The 16,289-nt window shown below is 36.2% G+C and carries 17 protein-coding genes; all 17 read left to right on the top strand.

Features of this window, described 5'->3' with window-relative positions; translation table 11 throughout:
• Positions 1–12 precede the first annotated feature (12 nt).
• The 17 genes from AB3M96_RS03395 to minD all read left to right on the top strand — a co-directional run bounded on the left by AB3M96_RS03395 (position 13) and on the right by minD (position 16,134).
• Positions 13–1,062 (top strand): type IV pilus twitching motility protein PilT, encoded by a 1,050-nt coding sequence (locus AB3M96_RS03395; RefSeq protein WP_412966157.1) that lies wholly within the window; start codon positions 13–15, stop codon positions 1,060–1,062.
• Complete coding sequence (locus AB3M96_RS03390; protein ID WP_412966156.1) at positions 1,055–2,257, top strand: type II secretion system F family protein; 1,203 nt, start codon at positions 1,055–1,057, stop codon at positions 2,255–2,257. The genes AB3M96_RS03395 and AB3M96_RS03390 overlap by 8 nt, the downstream gene beginning before the upstream one ends.
• Positions 2,258–2,402: 145 nt before the next feature.
• Positions 2,403–2,867 carry a type II secretion system protein gene (locus AB3M96_RS03385; protein ID WP_412966155.1) on the top strand — a complete coding sequence of 155 codons (465 nt, stop codon included), beginning with the start codon at positions 2,403–2,405 and terminating at the stop codon, positions 2,865–2,867.
• A gap of 57 nt (positions 2,868–2,924) precedes the next feature.
• The gene (locus tag AB3M96_RS03380; protein ID WP_412966154.1) at positions 2,925–3,680 is read left to right on the top strand and encodes a prepilin peptidase; all 756 of its coding nucleotides are present in this window, start codon (positions 2,925–2,927) and stop codon (positions 3,678–3,680) included.
• 25 nt (positions 3,681–3,705) lie between these two features.
• Positions 3,706–4,680, top strand: coding sequence for a type IV pilus biogenesis protein PilM (gene pilM / locus AB3M96_RS03375; protein WP_412966153.1), 975 nt, complete (start codon positions 3,706–3,708; stop codon positions 4,678–4,680).
• A complete protein-coding gene (locus tag AB3M96_RS03370; protein WP_412966152.1) occupies positions 4,681–5,424 on the top strand; it encodes a PilN domain-containing protein in 744 nt (247 codons plus the stop codon).
• Between the two features lies 1 nt (position 5,425).
• Positions 5,426–6,268, top strand: coding sequence for a pilus assembly protein PilO (locus tag AB3M96_RS03365; RefSeq protein ID WP_412966151.1), 843 nt, complete (start codon positions 5,426–5,428; stop codon positions 6,266–6,268).
• Between the two features lie 521 nt (positions 6,269–6,789).
• Entirely contained in the window at positions 6,790–8,121 is a 1,332-nt protein-coding gene (locus tag AB3M96_RS03360) for a hypothetical protein (RefSeq protein ID WP_412966150.1), read from the top strand.
• A 70-nt stretch (positions 8,122–8,191) separates the two neighbouring features.
• Positions 8,192–9,004 carry a PRC-barrel domain-containing protein gene (locus AB3M96_RS03355; RefSeq protein WP_412966149.1) on the top strand — a complete coding sequence of 271 codons (813 nt, stop codon included), beginning with the start codon at positions 8,192–8,194 and terminating at the stop codon, positions 9,002–9,004.
• Between the two features lie 192 nt (positions 9,005–9,196).
• On the top strand, positions 9,197–10,303 hold the full coding sequence (locus AB3M96_RS03350) for a hypothetical protein (RefSeq protein ID WP_412966148.1): 1,107 nt from the start codon (positions 9,197–9,199) through the stop codon (positions 10,301–10,303).
• Between the two features lie 235 nt (positions 10,304–10,538).
• Positions 10,539–11,105 (top strand): Maf family protein, encoded by a 567-nt coding sequence (locus AB3M96_RS03345; protein ID WP_412966147.1) that lies wholly within the window; start codon positions 10,539–10,541, stop codon positions 11,103–11,105.
• Between the two features lie 81 nt (positions 11,106–11,186).
• The gene (gene radC, locus AB3M96_RS03340; RefSeq protein WP_412966199.1) at positions 11,187–11,858 is read left to right on the top strand and encodes a RadC family protein; all 672 of its coding nucleotides are present in this window, start codon (positions 11,187–11,189) and stop codon (positions 11,856–11,858) included.
• Positions 11,859–11,967: 109 nt separating this feature from the next.
• On the top strand, positions 11,968–12,990 hold the full coding sequence (locus tag AB3M96_RS03335; RefSeq protein WP_412966146.1) for a rod shape-determining protein: 1,023 nt from the start codon (positions 11,968–11,970) through the stop codon (positions 12,988–12,990).
• A gap of 156 nt (positions 12,991–13,146) precedes the next feature.
• A complete protein-coding gene (mreC, locus tag AB3M96_RS03330) occupies positions 13,147–14,007 on the top strand; it encodes a rod shape-determining protein MreC (protein ID WP_412966145.1) in 861 nt (286 codons plus the stop codon).
• Entirely contained in the window at positions 14,008–14,517 is a 510-nt protein-coding gene (gene mreD, locus AB3M96_RS03325; protein WP_412966144.1) for a rod shape-determining protein MreD, read from the top strand.
• A gap of 121 nt (positions 14,518–14,638) precedes the next feature.
• Complete coding sequence (minC, locus tag AB3M96_RS03320) at positions 14,639–15,331, top strand: septum site-determining protein MinC (RefSeq protein WP_412966198.1); 693 nt, start codon at positions 14,639–14,641, stop codon at positions 15,329–15,331.
• Between the two features lie 2 nt (positions 15,332–15,333).
• Positions 15,334–16,134 carry a septum site-determining protein MinD gene (minD, locus tag AB3M96_RS03315; RefSeq protein ID WP_412966143.1) on the top strand — a complete coding sequence of 267 codons (801 nt, stop codon included), beginning with the start codon at positions 15,334–15,336 and terminating at the stop codon, positions 16,132–16,134.
• The last annotated feature ends 155 nt before the right edge of the window (positions 16,135–16,289 follow it).

Below are 16,289 nucleotides of genomic sequence, written 5' to 3'. Positions count from 1 at the left end.
GTGGGTTGTGTAATGAAGGATAGAATTGATTTTATTTTACGCTCAGCTCATGAGCTAAAGGCTTCGGATATTCACATCACGGCTGGTGTACCACCAGTTTTCCGTATCCATGGTGATTTAAAGAAATACGGTAAAGATATATTGAAGCCACCAATGATAGAAGAGATGGCGAAAGGGATAATCCCCGAAGATATGTGGTCTGTATTTGAGGATAAAGGAGAACTCGATTTTTCATATGGAATTCCTGCAATATCAAGGTTCCGTGTAAACGCCTATATGCAGCGAGGGGTTATTGCGCTTGCCTTTCGTGTGATACCATCCCATATCCCAACAATTGATGATCTCCACTTGCCGCAGATTATAAAAAAGGTCTCAGAAAAACCCCAGGGACTTATCCTTGTAACGGGGCCAACTGGTAGCGGTAAATCTTCAACTATGGCAGCAATGATTAATTATATGAATCAAAATATGAGTAAGCATATTATTACACTAGAGGATCCGATTGAGTATCTTCATAAGCATGGAAATAGTATTATTGACCAACGTGAAGTGGGATTTGATACAAAGAATTTTGCTAATGGATTAAGGGCTTCTTTACGTCAGGATCCAGACGTTATTCTTGTCGGGGAAATGCGTGACTTAGAGACGATTTCAACAGCAATAACTGCAGCTGAAACCGGGCATCTTGTTATGGGAACCTTGCATACATCTAGTGCACCGTCGACAATCGACCGTATCATTGACGTATTTCCTGTATCTCAGCAAGCGCAAATCCGTATACAGCTTGCATCAGTTCTTGTTGCAGTCATTTCACAAAGACTCTTCCCAACTATTGATAAAAGTGGACGGCGTGCGGCAACTGAGATATTAGTTAATAATTCAGCTGTGGCAAACCTAATTCGTAACGAGAAGAACCACCAAATCAAGAACATTATGCAAACAAGTAGAGCTGAAGGAATGCACACCTTAGACGCTAATCTTCAGGAATTAGTACAGGCTGGTGTAATTTCGAAAGAAATTGCACAGCCATATCTACAAGAGAAGGTTGAACATAATGCCTAGATATAAATACCAGGGAAGAGATACAAAAGGGAAAAAGTCAGGTACAGTTGCAGCGCCTTCTAAACAGGAGGCAGTTTCAAAACTTAAAGAATCAGGGATTCGAGTTACCCAGGTGGATGAAGTACCAGAAACCCTATTAACAAAAGATCTATCAATAGGAAATCCAGTGAAATTACAAGATTTCACTATCTTTTTAAGACAATTTGCTACTCTAATAAAAGCTGGTGTAACCATAGTAGACTCTATGAGTATATTAGCAAGTCAGACTAGCAGTAAGGCATTGAAGCGAACTTTATTTGAAGTAGAACTTGATTTAAGAGAAGGTATATCTTTATCAGCAGCAACTTCTAAGCATAAAAAAGTGTTTTCTACTCTTTTCGTAAACATGGTGCGTGTAGGTGAGGTAGGGGGAACACTAGATGAAACGTTAGAACGACTAGCTGTTCATTTTGAAAAACAACATAAAACTAGACAAAAGATTAAATCAGCTATGGCCTATCCTGCTGTAATTGGGGTAGTAGCTATTGCAGTAGTGATCTTTTTATTAGTATCAGTTGTACCTACATTTGTAGGAATGTTTGCTGATTTTGGTGCTGATCTCCCTGCAATCACTAAATTTGTGCTTGGTGCGAGTGAAGTCATGCAAGCTTACTGGTGGGTCGTTATTCTTTTCTTTATTTTATTCTATCTAGCTATTGTTCTTGTAAAGGCAAGAAAGGAATCAAAATATTATTGGGATTATATGATTTTGAGATCGCCGATATTTGGAAAACTCCTCCAAAAAGCAGCTTTAGCAAGAATGACAAGAACTCTAAGCTCACTATTGACTAGCTCAGTACCAATACTACAGGCATTAGCTGTTGTTGAATCAATTGTTGAAAATGAAGTGATTTCGAGGGTTGTAAAGGATTCACGAACATCACTTGAAAAGGGAAGGTCAATGACGGAACCCATGAAAAAACATTGGGTATTTCCACCTTTAATTACCCAAATGATTGCAATTGGTGAGAATACGGGTTCTTTAGATGAAATGCTAGGGAAAGTAGCAACCTTTTATGAAGATGAAGTGGAAAACGCTACAGATCAGCTTAAATCATTAATAGAACCATTGATGATTGTTTTCTTAGCAGGGATTGTAGGTACTATTGTTACTTCAATTATGGTACCGATGTTCGACATATTTAATCAAATTTAATACAAATATTAAAAACTTTTACATTTTTTTGCATTTTTCGTTAAAAATGTAGTGTAATCTACAAGGAAATACAGTATAATAAAGCTAGTTTAAGGACTTTTAGACTAAGACTACTAATCTATTTAAAAAGAAAGAAGGGGAAAACATGTTTAAAAAGGTTTTAAAGAATCAAAAAGGTTTAACCTTAATTGAATTATTAGCTGTTGTTGTAATTTTGGGAATAATTGCAGCAATTGCAGTTCCTGCCATTGGTAACGTGATTAGTAACTCTCAACGTGATTCTGCGGTAGCAGAGGCACAACAAATTATTGACTCAGCTAGACTTTATATTACTACAGAAACTCCAACTTTTGATACATCAGGAGCAACACCAACCTTAACAGTGACACAAAATAATAGTGGAACAACTGTATCACCAACTCAAACTGGGGTATCTCCTTTCGAGAGTTATCTAAACAAAGCTGATAACTTTACTCTCACTGTAGAAAGAGATACAAACGGAATATTATCTTTTGAAATAACAAACCATACAGCTAATGGATTTACATTTGATGGAGTTACTGCAAATGACGGTCTAACAGATGCTGAGATTTTAACTATTTTGGATTAATAACTACTTAAGATAACCCTCAATGTGAGGGTTATCTTATTAAAAGGTGTGGAGATATTGCTAGTATTTTCTGGTTATATATTAATAGTAGCTATTTTGTTTGGTTCCTTTTTTAATGTAGTAGGTCTTCGCATCCCAAATGGAGAATCAATCGTTCACCCACGTTCTTCATGTCCAAACTGCAAACACCAATTAACTGCTAAAGAACTTGTCCCGGTGTTTTCTTTTCTTTTTCAAAAAGGCGCATGTCGAAACTGTGGTTCTCGCATATCACCCATATATCCTTCAGTTGAAGCGGTCACTGCAATTCTTTTTACGATCTCGCCACTTCTGGTGGGATGGTCAAAGGAATTGATTGTAGCTTGGACGTTGATTTCATTACTTATGATCATTTTCGTTTCCGATGTTACTTATATGATTATTCCAGACAAAGTTCTCTTATTTTTCTCACCCGTTTTTCTTATTGAGCGTATCTTTATTCCGCTTACTCCGTGGTGGGACATGCTGCTTGGAAGTGCGGTTGGATTTCTATTGCTTCTAGTAATTGCTCTCGTCAGTAAGGGGGGCATGGGAGGCGGAGATATCAAGCTTTACGCTGTGTTAGGAATAGCGCTTGGGTGGAAGTTAGTTCTTCTCTCATTTTTCTTTGCTACCATTACCGGAACAATTCTAGGTTTAGTAGGAATGGCACTAGGCAAAGTGAAAAAAGGAAAACCAATGCCATTTGGACCAGCCATCGTTATAGGTACATTGGTTGCTTATTACTTTGGTAATGAATTTTTAGATTGGTATACACACTTTATTGTTTCTTAATTAACAATCATAAGGAGAATGCATAATGGCTCTTACACTCTTTTCGTCGAAGCATATTGCAAATATTATTATAAAAGACCATGTAATCCGTTATGTTGGTGTAAAGGATTCAAACCCATTAACTGTACAGAAGTTTCGGGAACGTTACCTACCAAAAGGAATTATCCAGGAAGGTAAAATCATTGAACGGGAAACTCTTCAATTAATCCTGCAAGAGTGTGTTGCTGAATGGGGAATTAAAAATCGTGAAGTTCGTTTTGTAATCCCTGATTCATTCGTTGTAATTCGAAAGACTTCAATTCCGATTGAGGTTAAGGATGACGAAATTATGGGTTATTTGTATTTAGAACTTGGATCTACAATACACTTACCATTTGATGAACCAGTAATGGATTTTAAAAAACTGTCCGAACAAGAGGATAAAAAAGAAGTGTTACTAATTGCTGCTCCAGAGGAAATTGCGCAGGACTACTCATCTCTATTAGAAAAAGTAACCTTAAGACCAATTGCAGCAGATATTTCTCCGCTTTGTTTATATCGCTTGTTTGACTTCTGTGATAAAACCATGGAAGAAGACCATTCACTGCTTATACAATTTGACTTACAATCTGTTAATCTGAGTATCTTCCATGAACATATTCCATTGTTCATGAGACATATCACACTAGATACTTCAGTAGACGATTGGGATATACGTCAAAACCGTACCAATACAGTTGCAGAACTTATTTGGTCAAATCGTCATTATGAAATTGACGTTGTCGTCGATGATATTTTAAAAGAAATTGAGCATGTACTTGATTTCTACCGTTTTACGATTAGCCAGGGTAAGGAGCAAGTATCGAACATCCTTATAAGTGGGGATCATCCACAATTACATGTATTAGTTTCTATGTTATTGGAACGTTATGAATTACCGATTGTTACAATTGATACATTAGACAAGCTACCTATAAATTATTATCTTCCTTTGGGTTTAGCACTAAAAGAGGTGCAATAAATGTTAGTTGAAGTTAATTTACTACCCAGAAAAGAATTTAAAAATAGAGCGATATTTTTAATAGTGACTCTTATTTTAATTGTCGTTTTAGGTGGGGGCTTCTACTCCTACACAGTGTATAATAAAGTGCAATCTACAGATAAGTCTCTTAGCACTCAAATTGCTGCAGTTCAAGAACAACGGGCCACAGAGGAGAAAAAGTTCTCTGCTGATCAGGAATCAACTAATGTCATTAACTTAGAAAAAACCGTTAAATGGGCTGATGATTATTTCGTTGAGACGGTACCGTTGTTAAACCATTTATCTGGTTTACTACCTGAACGTGGTTTTATACAAGCTTTTTCTTATGTAGAAGATGGAATTGTTTCACTTGTCATCCAGTTTGATACAAATACCGAAATTGCTCATTATATTGCTTCATTAAATGCTTCAGAGTATATCGATGAAACAAAATTAAATTCGGTTGTGACAAGCTCGCCAGTAGAAGAAGAGGAAACGACTGAACAGCCAGTTATGGAAACTCAACCTGTTACTGAACCATCTGATAATCCAATAACAGTAGAGAACCCTACAGATCCTATCGATCAAGCGTCTGTACAGACAACTGAACAGGCAGTTGAAAATCAAACAACTACTGAAAAAAAGGAAAAAGACAAGAAAGAATATATTCCACGATACCTAGCTCAGTTTGAGCTTAAGATTAATAAAGATGCTTTAAAGACATTGCAAAAGGAGGGAAATTAATATGACTCTCCGATTTACTAGAAAACAAGTTTTAATTTTAGTTTTAACTCTTACCATTTTAGTCGGTGGTTTTTACCTTTGGTATTATGTAATAGTAAAACCTGTTGAAGCTAGAGTTGAACAACAGGAACGAACGCTTGTTATGGAACAAAAACTATTAGACACAGTGCTTTCCAAAAAACAGACATCAAGTGCACCAGTAGTTAGTTCAACAGAAATTCAAAAAAAGATTCCTGTTATTCCACTTGTTGAACAATTATTGCTTGAACTCGAAAGAGCGGAAACCGTTTCAAAAAGCAAAATTATTTCAATGAGCTATAGTGAAAATGCACTAACATTGGACTCACAAACAGATGCAGCACAGCAACAAGATCCAAATGCTACAACAGAAACATCTACATCTGAATCAACCGAGGGAACTGAAAATGCTGCAACTGAAACCAACCAACAGACAGAAACAACTGAAGCTACTACCGGTGAACCAATCGTTATTTCAGAATTGGAACCTGAGTTGGTAAATGGTCTTAAACAAATAACAGTCTCTCTTACTGTAGAGTCACCAAGTTATTATGAATTAGAAAAATTCTTATCTGTGGTCGAGCATCAAACAAGGATAACAAAGGTTGATTCCTTAACCATTACTGGAAGGCCTGAGTTAACTATGATCGAACAGGAGCCAACTCCACTTGTGTATGCGGTAACCATTTCTACCTTCTATATGCCAGCATTTGCGGAATTAGCAGAAGATGCTCCGAAAATTAAGGCGCCTGAGCCAAGTAAAAAGAGAAATCCTCTTACAATTGGTTTAGACAAAGAGAAGGAAGAAGAGAAGAAAAGTGAATAATATTAAAGAGAACGGTACTATAATGCCGTTCTTTTATTTTTGTTTCGGTATCTTTTGCGAACATATTTCTTTTTTAGTCCAATCACGCTTAATCTAGAAGATTATTTTTTCTTACATTCTATGTTTTCAGAAGGGTGATTGGAGCGCATGGCGGGAGACTCCTGCGGGAACAGCGTGTCCAGGTGAGACCCCGCAGGAGCTTTGCGACGAGGAGGCTCACGGACCGCCCGCGGAAAGCGAGTGCCAGGAGCGGAAATCACCAAACCATTTAGAAACACAAATTATTATTTGCAATAAAAACAATCATTACACTTTAAACACTTCACCTATTTGTAAAAAGTTCCTGATAAATCATTTAATAACTTTCTTTTAAAATAAGAGGATTTATTATACAATGATAGAGTCTGATTTTGTCAAAAATAGTAGAATAGTACTACTCTGTATCTAAAGAACTATTCGTACTTACTATGAAGATATAGTCATAAATTAATTGATAGAGTGCCTTGGAAAGAGGTGAGAACTTGGAAGCATATATTTTTGCATTAATAGCTTTTCTTTTATTTATCCCAATTATATATGTATTGCCTACCGGTTTTACGAAGTTTGGCAAGTTTCTTATCTTAGGAATAGCATTCATGCTTGCACTTATAGGTATTCTTTTTGAAACAATCCTTACCTTATGGCAAACCATACTTATCATGATACTGCTATTAACAGTAGTAGGCCTTTTTATAGAAAAGAAGTACGGTAAAACGTTGTTCCAAAAGAAAGAAATGTCAAGCGAACATGGTAAAAAGGTTATTAAATTTGAACTTGAAGATGATATCGAAGAAATTATTCAGTTTGATGGCAAGGGACCTTCAATAGCAAAACTTGAAGAACCTAAAGTAATCTCTAATAAAGCTGTTGCAATACATGAAGAAAATGACAAACCACAAGTAAGTCCTAAAGACCAAATTGAGGAACTGCAAACAAATAATCAAACTGAAATTGAAACTCCTCTAACTACAATACCTACACTCGATACGATTGAGGAACTTAAAGATCAAACAATAGAGCAAGAATTAATTGCTTCTAAATACCTACAAGATGTTATTGTGGAAAACGAAACTTTTGCTATAACCGAAACTCAAGGTGATGAATTAGAAAAAGCAATAGCTGAGATATCTGCAACTAAACAAGTTGACAATGACGAGCTAGCAAACAGCAACTCTATACTTGATGAACTCATCAAAGAAGTTGAAAAGGATGAGAATCAAATAGCAGAAAACTTATCGCTTAAGCCTACTAAACTAGTAGCAGAATTACATTCTCCATATATCGAGATCGATGATTCGGTAGAGGGAGAGATTTTTACTGAAAGTACTGAAGATAGTAATGTGGACGAAAATGATTCAACAATTGAAATTGCGAATTTTACTATAGAAGAAATTGATACAACTACAACTGACGAAGATACCATTTCACTGGAAAATGAATCTAGTAGCCAAGAACCTACAATTTCCGATATGATAGCAGAGGAAATAGAAGAAGCTGGACCTGAGGTAAATATTCCAGTTGGAAACTCACAGCTTAAACAACAGGTACTTCAAATAATGGTTTCACAGTTAAAGCTGCTGCGAAAGTCATTGCCGTCAGCGCAATATGAGAAACTAATTATTAGCCACTTGCATCCTGATTTATCAGACCGGGATTGTTATACATTTATTAGCTTGCTAATAGAACACTATGTGTTAGAGGAAAAATATCATAAATTATTAACATTACTAATGGAATATCGAGGTAGATTTAAGAAATACCCGATTATTTTACAAGAAATTAACTATTTACTAGAAGAATATTGCAAAAAATGACGAATTTTAGCGTAAAGCATGTTAAAATATATAGTAAAAGCCGTAAAAATAAATAGGTGTGGTGAATTATATGAAAAAGAGTATTGAGATCGTGGGTTTACCGATTATTAGTATTATAGATGGTACAGAGATTGGGAAGGTAAAATCCCTCGTTATAAATCCAGAAAAAGGCTCAGTGGATTTTCTTACAATCGAACATGAAGATTGGCAAGTAAGTGTAAAAGCAATTCCGTTTAAAAAGGTAATTGGTATTGGGGAATACGCAGTAACTATTGAAAGTGAAAGCTCTGTAATTGATTTAAACGAGATTCCAATTGCGAATTCTCTAGTAAATAAAAAAATTAGAATCACAAACACAAAAGTTATGACCCGTAAAGGACAACTTTTAGGTGAAGTCGTTGAATATTTTGTCGACGATGAAACAGGGAATTTACTAGGAACTCTTTTAAAGGTTTCTGGAAAAGAAGTTGCGTTAGCTTCTGATTCAGTATTGACGTACGGTAAGGATATTATCATTGTTCAAGAAGATGCTGCATCTAAGTTCTTAGAATCAGTTGAATACTTGGAAAACCCAGAGTTAGACACTCCTGAAAATGATGAATTAGCAGAATTACTAGAAGCAGCTACACCTGTTGAACCAGTTAAGAAGACTCCATTTGATGACATAGATCTTTTAATTGATCAACATGAAGAAGATGAAATTGAAGCATTACGCCAGAAGCAAGTCGACATCCTTAATGGTAAAACTGTGTTAAAGGATATCGTTGATAATGAAGGAAATGTACTTATCACAGCAGGAACTCAGCTTACTGCAGAGGATATCTTAAAAGCTCAAGACGAAGGCCCAAGTGTTGTTGTTGAGTTATCAATGAACGTAGAGTAATAGGTAAGCACGTAAATGACACCCCTCATTTACGTGCTTTTTTGTATTATGCTGTTTTAGATGTTTATATACCGTGTTAAAAAATTTGACGAAAACCTTTTACGACAAGACGACAAATGTCTTGTTCTTTTTTTTTATAGGTGTGTTAGCATGTTAAAAAATAGGTCGTTTTCTATCATAGGTGGTGTAAAAATGGACAAGACCAAGCAAATCTCTATTAAAATTAATGGGAAGCAACAAAAGGTTCCGGAGGAGCAACCAGAAATAGAGCCTTATATTAAAGTGAAGAGTAAAAAAAATCAAACCTTTACTATTGTCGAGAATGAAGAAGTGGCCGCTGCACGTGAAGAGGAAGAGGATGACTTCACTTGGGTATTACCAGACGCATCAGTAAAGAAAGATGCAACACCAGACTTTGAGATTCCGATTATTCCAATTGAGGACCTACGAAAAACAAAAGGTCCTAGTAAAATACCGCACTTTCCAAAAAAGAGCAAAAGTAGCGGAATACAGGTTTTTACTTTTAAGCAATTTTTAGTTTCTATTTTACTTGCAGTGGTGGTAGGTACAGGCTTTGGAGTTATGATTTTAAAAGTAGTAAGTGATGTAAATGCCGGGCCGGAGGGAGCACAAACTCCTCCTACTACTTCAGAAGAGACTCCTCCTCCTAGCTCAAATAATGGTAAGGAAGAGCCTGCGGCGACTGATGTTATTGAAATTCAACTCGAGTCTTTGTCTACGGGAGTTATTCAGGGTGGAAAGTTTTCTACGTTGGAAGCAGCAAACACTGTCGTAAGTCAGGTGAAAAGTAGTGGATATGCAGCGTCCGCTGTGGAACAGGATGGATCGTTCTTTGTATTTATGGGAATTGGTGCTGATCAACAAAGTATAGCTGGTATAAAGGCGGTATATGAGAGTACAGAGCTAGAATACTTTGTCAAAGCTTTTGTCTATGAAGGCGGTAGTTATAAGAATGCTGCTAAGTCAGATTCTGAAGCGATTGCTACTAGTCTTCCGTTATTCAAAGGTTTGTTAGCTCAGTCTTCACAAGCATTTGGAACAGGAACCATTGCTGATGCTGAATGGGAAAAGCTATCAACTGACTATGCAAAGGTAAAAGAGATCAAACAAGATAAGTTAACTGAGGATATGAAAGCATTTATAACTCAGATAATAAGTGCTTATGAGAGTCTGCAAACGTTTAAAACTGGTGGAGATAAAAAGGTATTATGGCAGTCGCAGCAGGCAGCGCTTGACGCTTTTAGCAATTACGCAAAATGGGTTTCAAAACTATCATAATGAAATGTAAAATTTAATTTTGACGCGCACTTCCAAAGAAGGAAAGGAGACAGTGATTCTCCTTTCCTTCTTTATTGCTTAATTTTTCAACGATTCTACATAAATCATTATTTTTTATCAAAGACTAAATCTTGCTTAAAACTCGATTTTATAAAATTGTACAACGTCCAATTGTTTGATACGATAAATACGTATCTTCCTATCTGTAACGAAAAATGATAAAAGGGTGAGAAATATGCAACACCTCGTATTAGCCTCAGGATCTCCACGTCGAAAAGAACTTCTAGAAAATCTGAAACTTTCCTTCGATGTTTCCGTCAGTAATATAGATGAATCCGTCGATGAAAATTTTACTCCTGAAGAAATGGTTATGCAAATTGCTTTTAACAAGGCAAAAGCTGTATCAGAACAGTATCCAGACTCCTATATAATTGGAGCAGACACAGCCGTGTTGTTTCAAAACCAAATTTTAGGAAAACCTAAAAATGAACAGGAGTCTATTCAGGTATTAAAAGCATTATCAAATCATACTCATGAAGTGATAACAGGAGTAGCAATCATTTACAACGATACACATTCCTTATTTTATGAAAAAACAGAAGTTACCTTTTGGGATTTATCAGATGAAGAAATAACAGATTATGTTGCTTCTGGTGAACCAAAGGACAAAGCAGGTTCTTACGGTATACAGGAGCTCGGTTCATCCCTCGTAAAGCATATAAAAGGAGATTATTTTGCTGTTGTTGGATTACCAGTATCACGTACATTAAGGGAATTAAGGAAATTGGGATTTAAAAAGTAAAATCTTATATAAGTGCACCCGAGCGGACCGAGTATCCTAACAAATTGGATAGGAGGAACGTAGTTGAATTCATCAGCACTTATGATTCGAGATTATCCCCAAGAGGAAAGGCCGCGTGAACGATTAGTTACCGAAGGCCCAGAGAGTCTTTCAAATCTAGAGTTATTAGCTATACTTTTACGAACTGGTTCCAAGGAAGAGTCAGTTATTCAGCTTTCAAACCGCTTATTACACCAATTCGAAGGATTACGATTACTAAAGGATGCAACAGTTGAAGAAATTACAGCAATTAAAGGGATAGGGCAAGCAAAAGCTGTCCAGATTATGGCTTCTATCGAACTTGGAAGAAGAATTGGCAAACTCCAATATGAAGACCGATATGTTATTCGCTCACCTGAGGATGGTGCGAAATATGTTATGGAGGATATGCGATTTTTGTCTCAAGAGCATTTTGTATGCTTGTACTTAAACACAAAAAATCAAGTAATCCATAGACAGACAATCTTTATAGGAAGTTTAAATGCCTCCATTGTTCATCCAAGAGAAGTTTATAAAGAAGCTTTTAGAAGATCAGCTGCATCTATTATTTGTGTTCATAATCATCCCTCCGGTGATCCTACTCCAAGCAGGGAGGATATAGAAGTGACGAAAAGACTTGTCGAATGTGGTAAGATAATCGGTATAGAGCTTTTGGACCATTTAATAATTGGTGAGCATAAATATGTAAGTTTGAAAGAAAAAGGCTATGTGTGACTACTGTTATTTTTTCATGTAGTACGTTATAATATTTGTTATGGGTTTTTTACTTAAACACACTTATCTATATCATTTGTAATTCGTATCAGAAAGGAAGATACATATCATGTTTGGAATTGGTACTCGAGACCTTGGAATAGATTTAGGAACTGCAAATACACTTGTTTTTATTAAAGGAAAAGGAATTGCTGTGAGAGAACCCTCAGTAGTTGCTATGCAAACTGATACAAAACAAATTGTTGCAGTTGGAAATGATGCGAAGAATATGATTGGGCGTACGCCAGGAAACGTTGTAGCTCTTCGTCCGATGAAGGATGGGGTTATTGCTGATTATGAAACAACCGCAACAATGATGAAGTATTACATAAACCAAGCGGTTAGAAATAAGAGTATCTTCGCAAGAAAGCCATATATCATGGTTTGTGTACCATCTGGAATTACAGCTGTTGAGCAACGTGCAGTAATTGATGCAACACGACAGGCTGGTGCAAGAGATGCATATCCAATTGAAGAACCATTTGCTGCTGCAATCGGAGCGAATCTTCCTGTTTGGGAACCAACTGGCAGTATGATTGTTGATATTGGTGGAGGAACGACAGAGGTTGCAATTATTTCTTTAGGTGGAATTGTAACAAGTCAATCGATCCGTATCGCTGGGGACGAAATGGATGATGCAATTATCCAATACATTCGTAAGACGTATAATCTTATGATCGGGGATCGTACCGCAGAAGCAATTAAAGTTGAGATAGGTTCTGCAGGATCACCAGAAGGTATAGAAAACATGGAGATTCGTGGGAGAGACTTATTGACAGGTCTCCCTAAGACAATTGAAATTACTGCTGATGAAATTGCATCTGCTTTACATGATACAGTATATGCAATTGTAGATGCCGTGAAAAATACTCTTGAAAAGACACCACCTGAATTAGCGGCAGATATTATGGACCGTGGTATTGTGTTAGCGGGCGGTGGAGCATTATTACGCAATCTGGATAAGATAATTAGTGAAGAAACAAGTATGCCGGTATTAATCGCTGAAAATCCATTAGATTGTGTCGCAATTGGTACGGGTAAAGCTCTTGATCATATCCATTTATTTAAAGGAAAATCAAAGGACTACCGATAAACGTGGTAGATTCTACCAGGAGGAGCTTTTACCCACTATTACGTTAAAAAGTGGGTTTTTCCTTCCAGAAATATATCAGTTTGAATTAGTGGGGATTACGTCCCCACTTTACGTGTTATTAATGAAATATGAAAGCTACGTAAGAGGGTGTAATTTATGCCACAATTTTTTCTTAATAAACGATTAATTATTCTACTTGTCTGTCTCATCTTTCTGGTGGCATTAATCGGATTTTCCTTAAAAGAGCGGGAAGAATTGTCCTGGCCAGAAAAATTCTTAAAGGATTCAGTTGGATGGGTCCAAGGATTATTTCATACGCCGGCTCAATCTATTTCTGGATTTTTTGAGAATGTAAATGATATTAAAAATACGTTCGAAGAGAATAAAATTTTGAAGGAAAAACTTGAAGCTTATGGGCAACTAGAGGCAAAAGTGCAAGAACTTGAAAAAGAAAAACAAAAGCTTGAAGAGGTTTTAGACAAAACAGAGTCTCTTAGCGGGTTTACAAAAATTCAAGCCACAGTTATTGGGAGAAATCCTGATCAATGGCATGAGGTTATCACAATAAATAAAGGTACTCAGCATGGGGTTGAGCAGAATATGGCTGTCATCACCTCAAAAGGCTTAATTGGTAAGGTAAAACATTCTAATGCCCTAACATCCACTGTTCAGCTATTAAGTTCTCCAGATCGAATAAATCGTATTTCAGCATATATACAAGGCGAGGCAAAGATAATGGGCTTAATAGAAGGATATGATCAGGAAAAAAAAGCATTGTTATTTAAAATCAATACTCCAGATGCTGAAATAGAAAAGGATCAAAAGGTACTAACCTCGGGATATGGTGGTGTTTTCCCAAGTGAATTGTACATTGGTGAAGTTATGGAAGTTGTACCTGATGATTATGGATTAACAAAAACTGCTTATATAAAACCAGCAGCTGATTTTTATGAAATAGATCATGTTATCGTAGTTGAAAGAACAATGATTGTTCCAGAGGAAGAGGAGGAAGAATAGGTGAAGAAAGTTGTTCTTCCAGTAATTATGGGATTTTTCTTTCTGTTTGAAAGTAGTTTTGTCGATGTCGTTCCGGCTGAAATTTTCCATAAAGACCAAGTATTTGTTCCTCGATTCATACTGATACTTAGTATTTTCATTACGATATATCAATCAAAACTTGGTGGAATATTATATGGCATTATTCTGGGGCTTTTGTATGATGTCATTTATACAGAGGTTTTAGGTGTTTATATGTTTTCCATGCCGTTAATTGCCTATATTATTTCCCAGGCAAGCAGGATTTTACAAACCAATATTATTATTATTTCTATATTAAGCATTCTTGGAGTTGTCATTTTAGAGTTTTTTGTATTTGGTGTTAATCTATCAATCGGAGTTGCAACAATGTCGTTTGACAGATTTTTAGAACTACGTGTACTGCCTACTGTTATATTAAATAGTATTTTTGTCACATTATTTTCATTTCCATTTAAAAAAATACTAGGTAAGCTTCAAATAGAAGAGTAAACTAGAAGTTAGGGTAAACCTCTAATAAAAGTCATTTTTGTAATGTTACTAGTCCTAATCTAAGAAAATTTCATTTTTAACAGGAAAACGGGTGTCTTTTGTTGAATTATTAATCGTTGAGGTGAACGTCGTGAAAGGACAAAAACAGCAATATGTTACTATAAAAGGGACAAAAGACGGGCTAACGTTACATCTCGATGATTCTTGTTCATTTAATGAGCTTATCGTAGATTTAGAGGACAAGCTTTCGTTGAATCAAAAACGGAATGATGATGTTCCGATTGTGCCTGTTAAAGTAAAAACTGGGAATCGTTATTTAACTCGAAAACAAGAGGAGCATATTCGCTCTATTATTCGAAATAAAAAGCATTTAGTCGTTGATACAGTGGAAAGTGATGTAATTTCTAAACAAGAAGCTCTTGAGATTAAGAGAAACCTAGAAGTAATATCAGTTGCTAGAATGATCCGCTCTGGACAAGTATTAAAGGTTGAGGGTGACCTCATGCTAATTGGTGATGTCAATCCAGGTGGAACTGTGATTGCGAGTGGTAATATCTTTATCATGGGTGCATTACGAGGAGTAGCACACGCAGGTTTTGATGGACGTAGAGACGCCATTATCTCTGCTTCGATAATGAAGCCAACACAGCTTCGAATTGGTGATATAATGAATAGAGCACCAGATTCGATACAAAACGAAAGTAATCTCATGGAATGTGCATATATCGATGAAAATGAGACCATTGTAGTAGATAGATTACAGCAGTTATCGCATTTAAGGCCTAATTTAACAAGGTTAGAAGGGGGAATCTAGCTGTGGGAGAGGCAATAGTCATAACTTCAGGTAAAGGTGGAGTTGGTAAAACAACTACGTCTGCCAACGTAGGAACTTCCTTAGCTGTTTTAGGTAAACGGGTATGTCTAGTTGATACAGATATAGGCCTACGAAATTTAGATGTTGTAATGGGGCTTGAAAATCGCATCATCTATGATTTAGTAGATGTTGTTCAAGGACGTTGCAAATTAAAACAAGCGTTAGTTAAGGATAAGAGATTTGAGGATCATCTTTACCTTTTACCAGCTGCACAAACAAGTGACAAAACAGCTGTACAGCCAGAGCAAATGAAAAAACTTGTTGAAGAGTTAAAGCAAGACTTTGATTATATCGTAATCGATTGCCCAGCGGGTATTGAACAAGGATTCCAAAATGCTGTAGCTGGTGCAGATAAAGCAATCGTTGTTACGACTCCGGAAACTTCCGCAGTTCGTGATGCTGACCGTATTATTGGATTACTAGAAAAAGAAGAAATTGAACCACCGAAACTAATCATCAATCGTATCCGTAACCATATGGTTCAAACGGGTGATATGCTTGATATTGATGAAATTGTTACTCATTTATCAATCGACTTGATTGGAATTGTAGCTGATGATGATGCAGTAATTAAAGCATCAAACTCAGGTGAACCAATCGCTTTAAATTCAGATAGCAAAACAGCAATCTCATATCGAAATATTGCTAGAAGGATTTTAGGAGAATCTATTCCACTTCAATCATTAGAAAATGATGAAAAAGGAATGTTCTCAAAGATTAAAAAATTCTTCGGCGTCCGTTAACCACCTTTAAAACAAGGTGGTATTTTTTTGAATATTTTTTAAAGAATAAGTCAGTATGTTAGTACAAATTGGTGATGATACAAAGTTGGTGTGGGTAAAAAACTGGAATTGTACCCACTCAGGTTAGCAAAAAGAAATGAGTGGGTAAGTAAAGC

It is taken from the genome of Ferdinandcohnia jepli, assembly GCF_047246645.1.
GTDB lineage: Bacteria > Bacillota > Bacilli > Bacillales > Bacillaceae_L > Ferdinandcohnia.
Note: the sequence above shows the minus strand (reverse complement) of the source record. Positions and strands in the feature narration are given on the sequence as shown.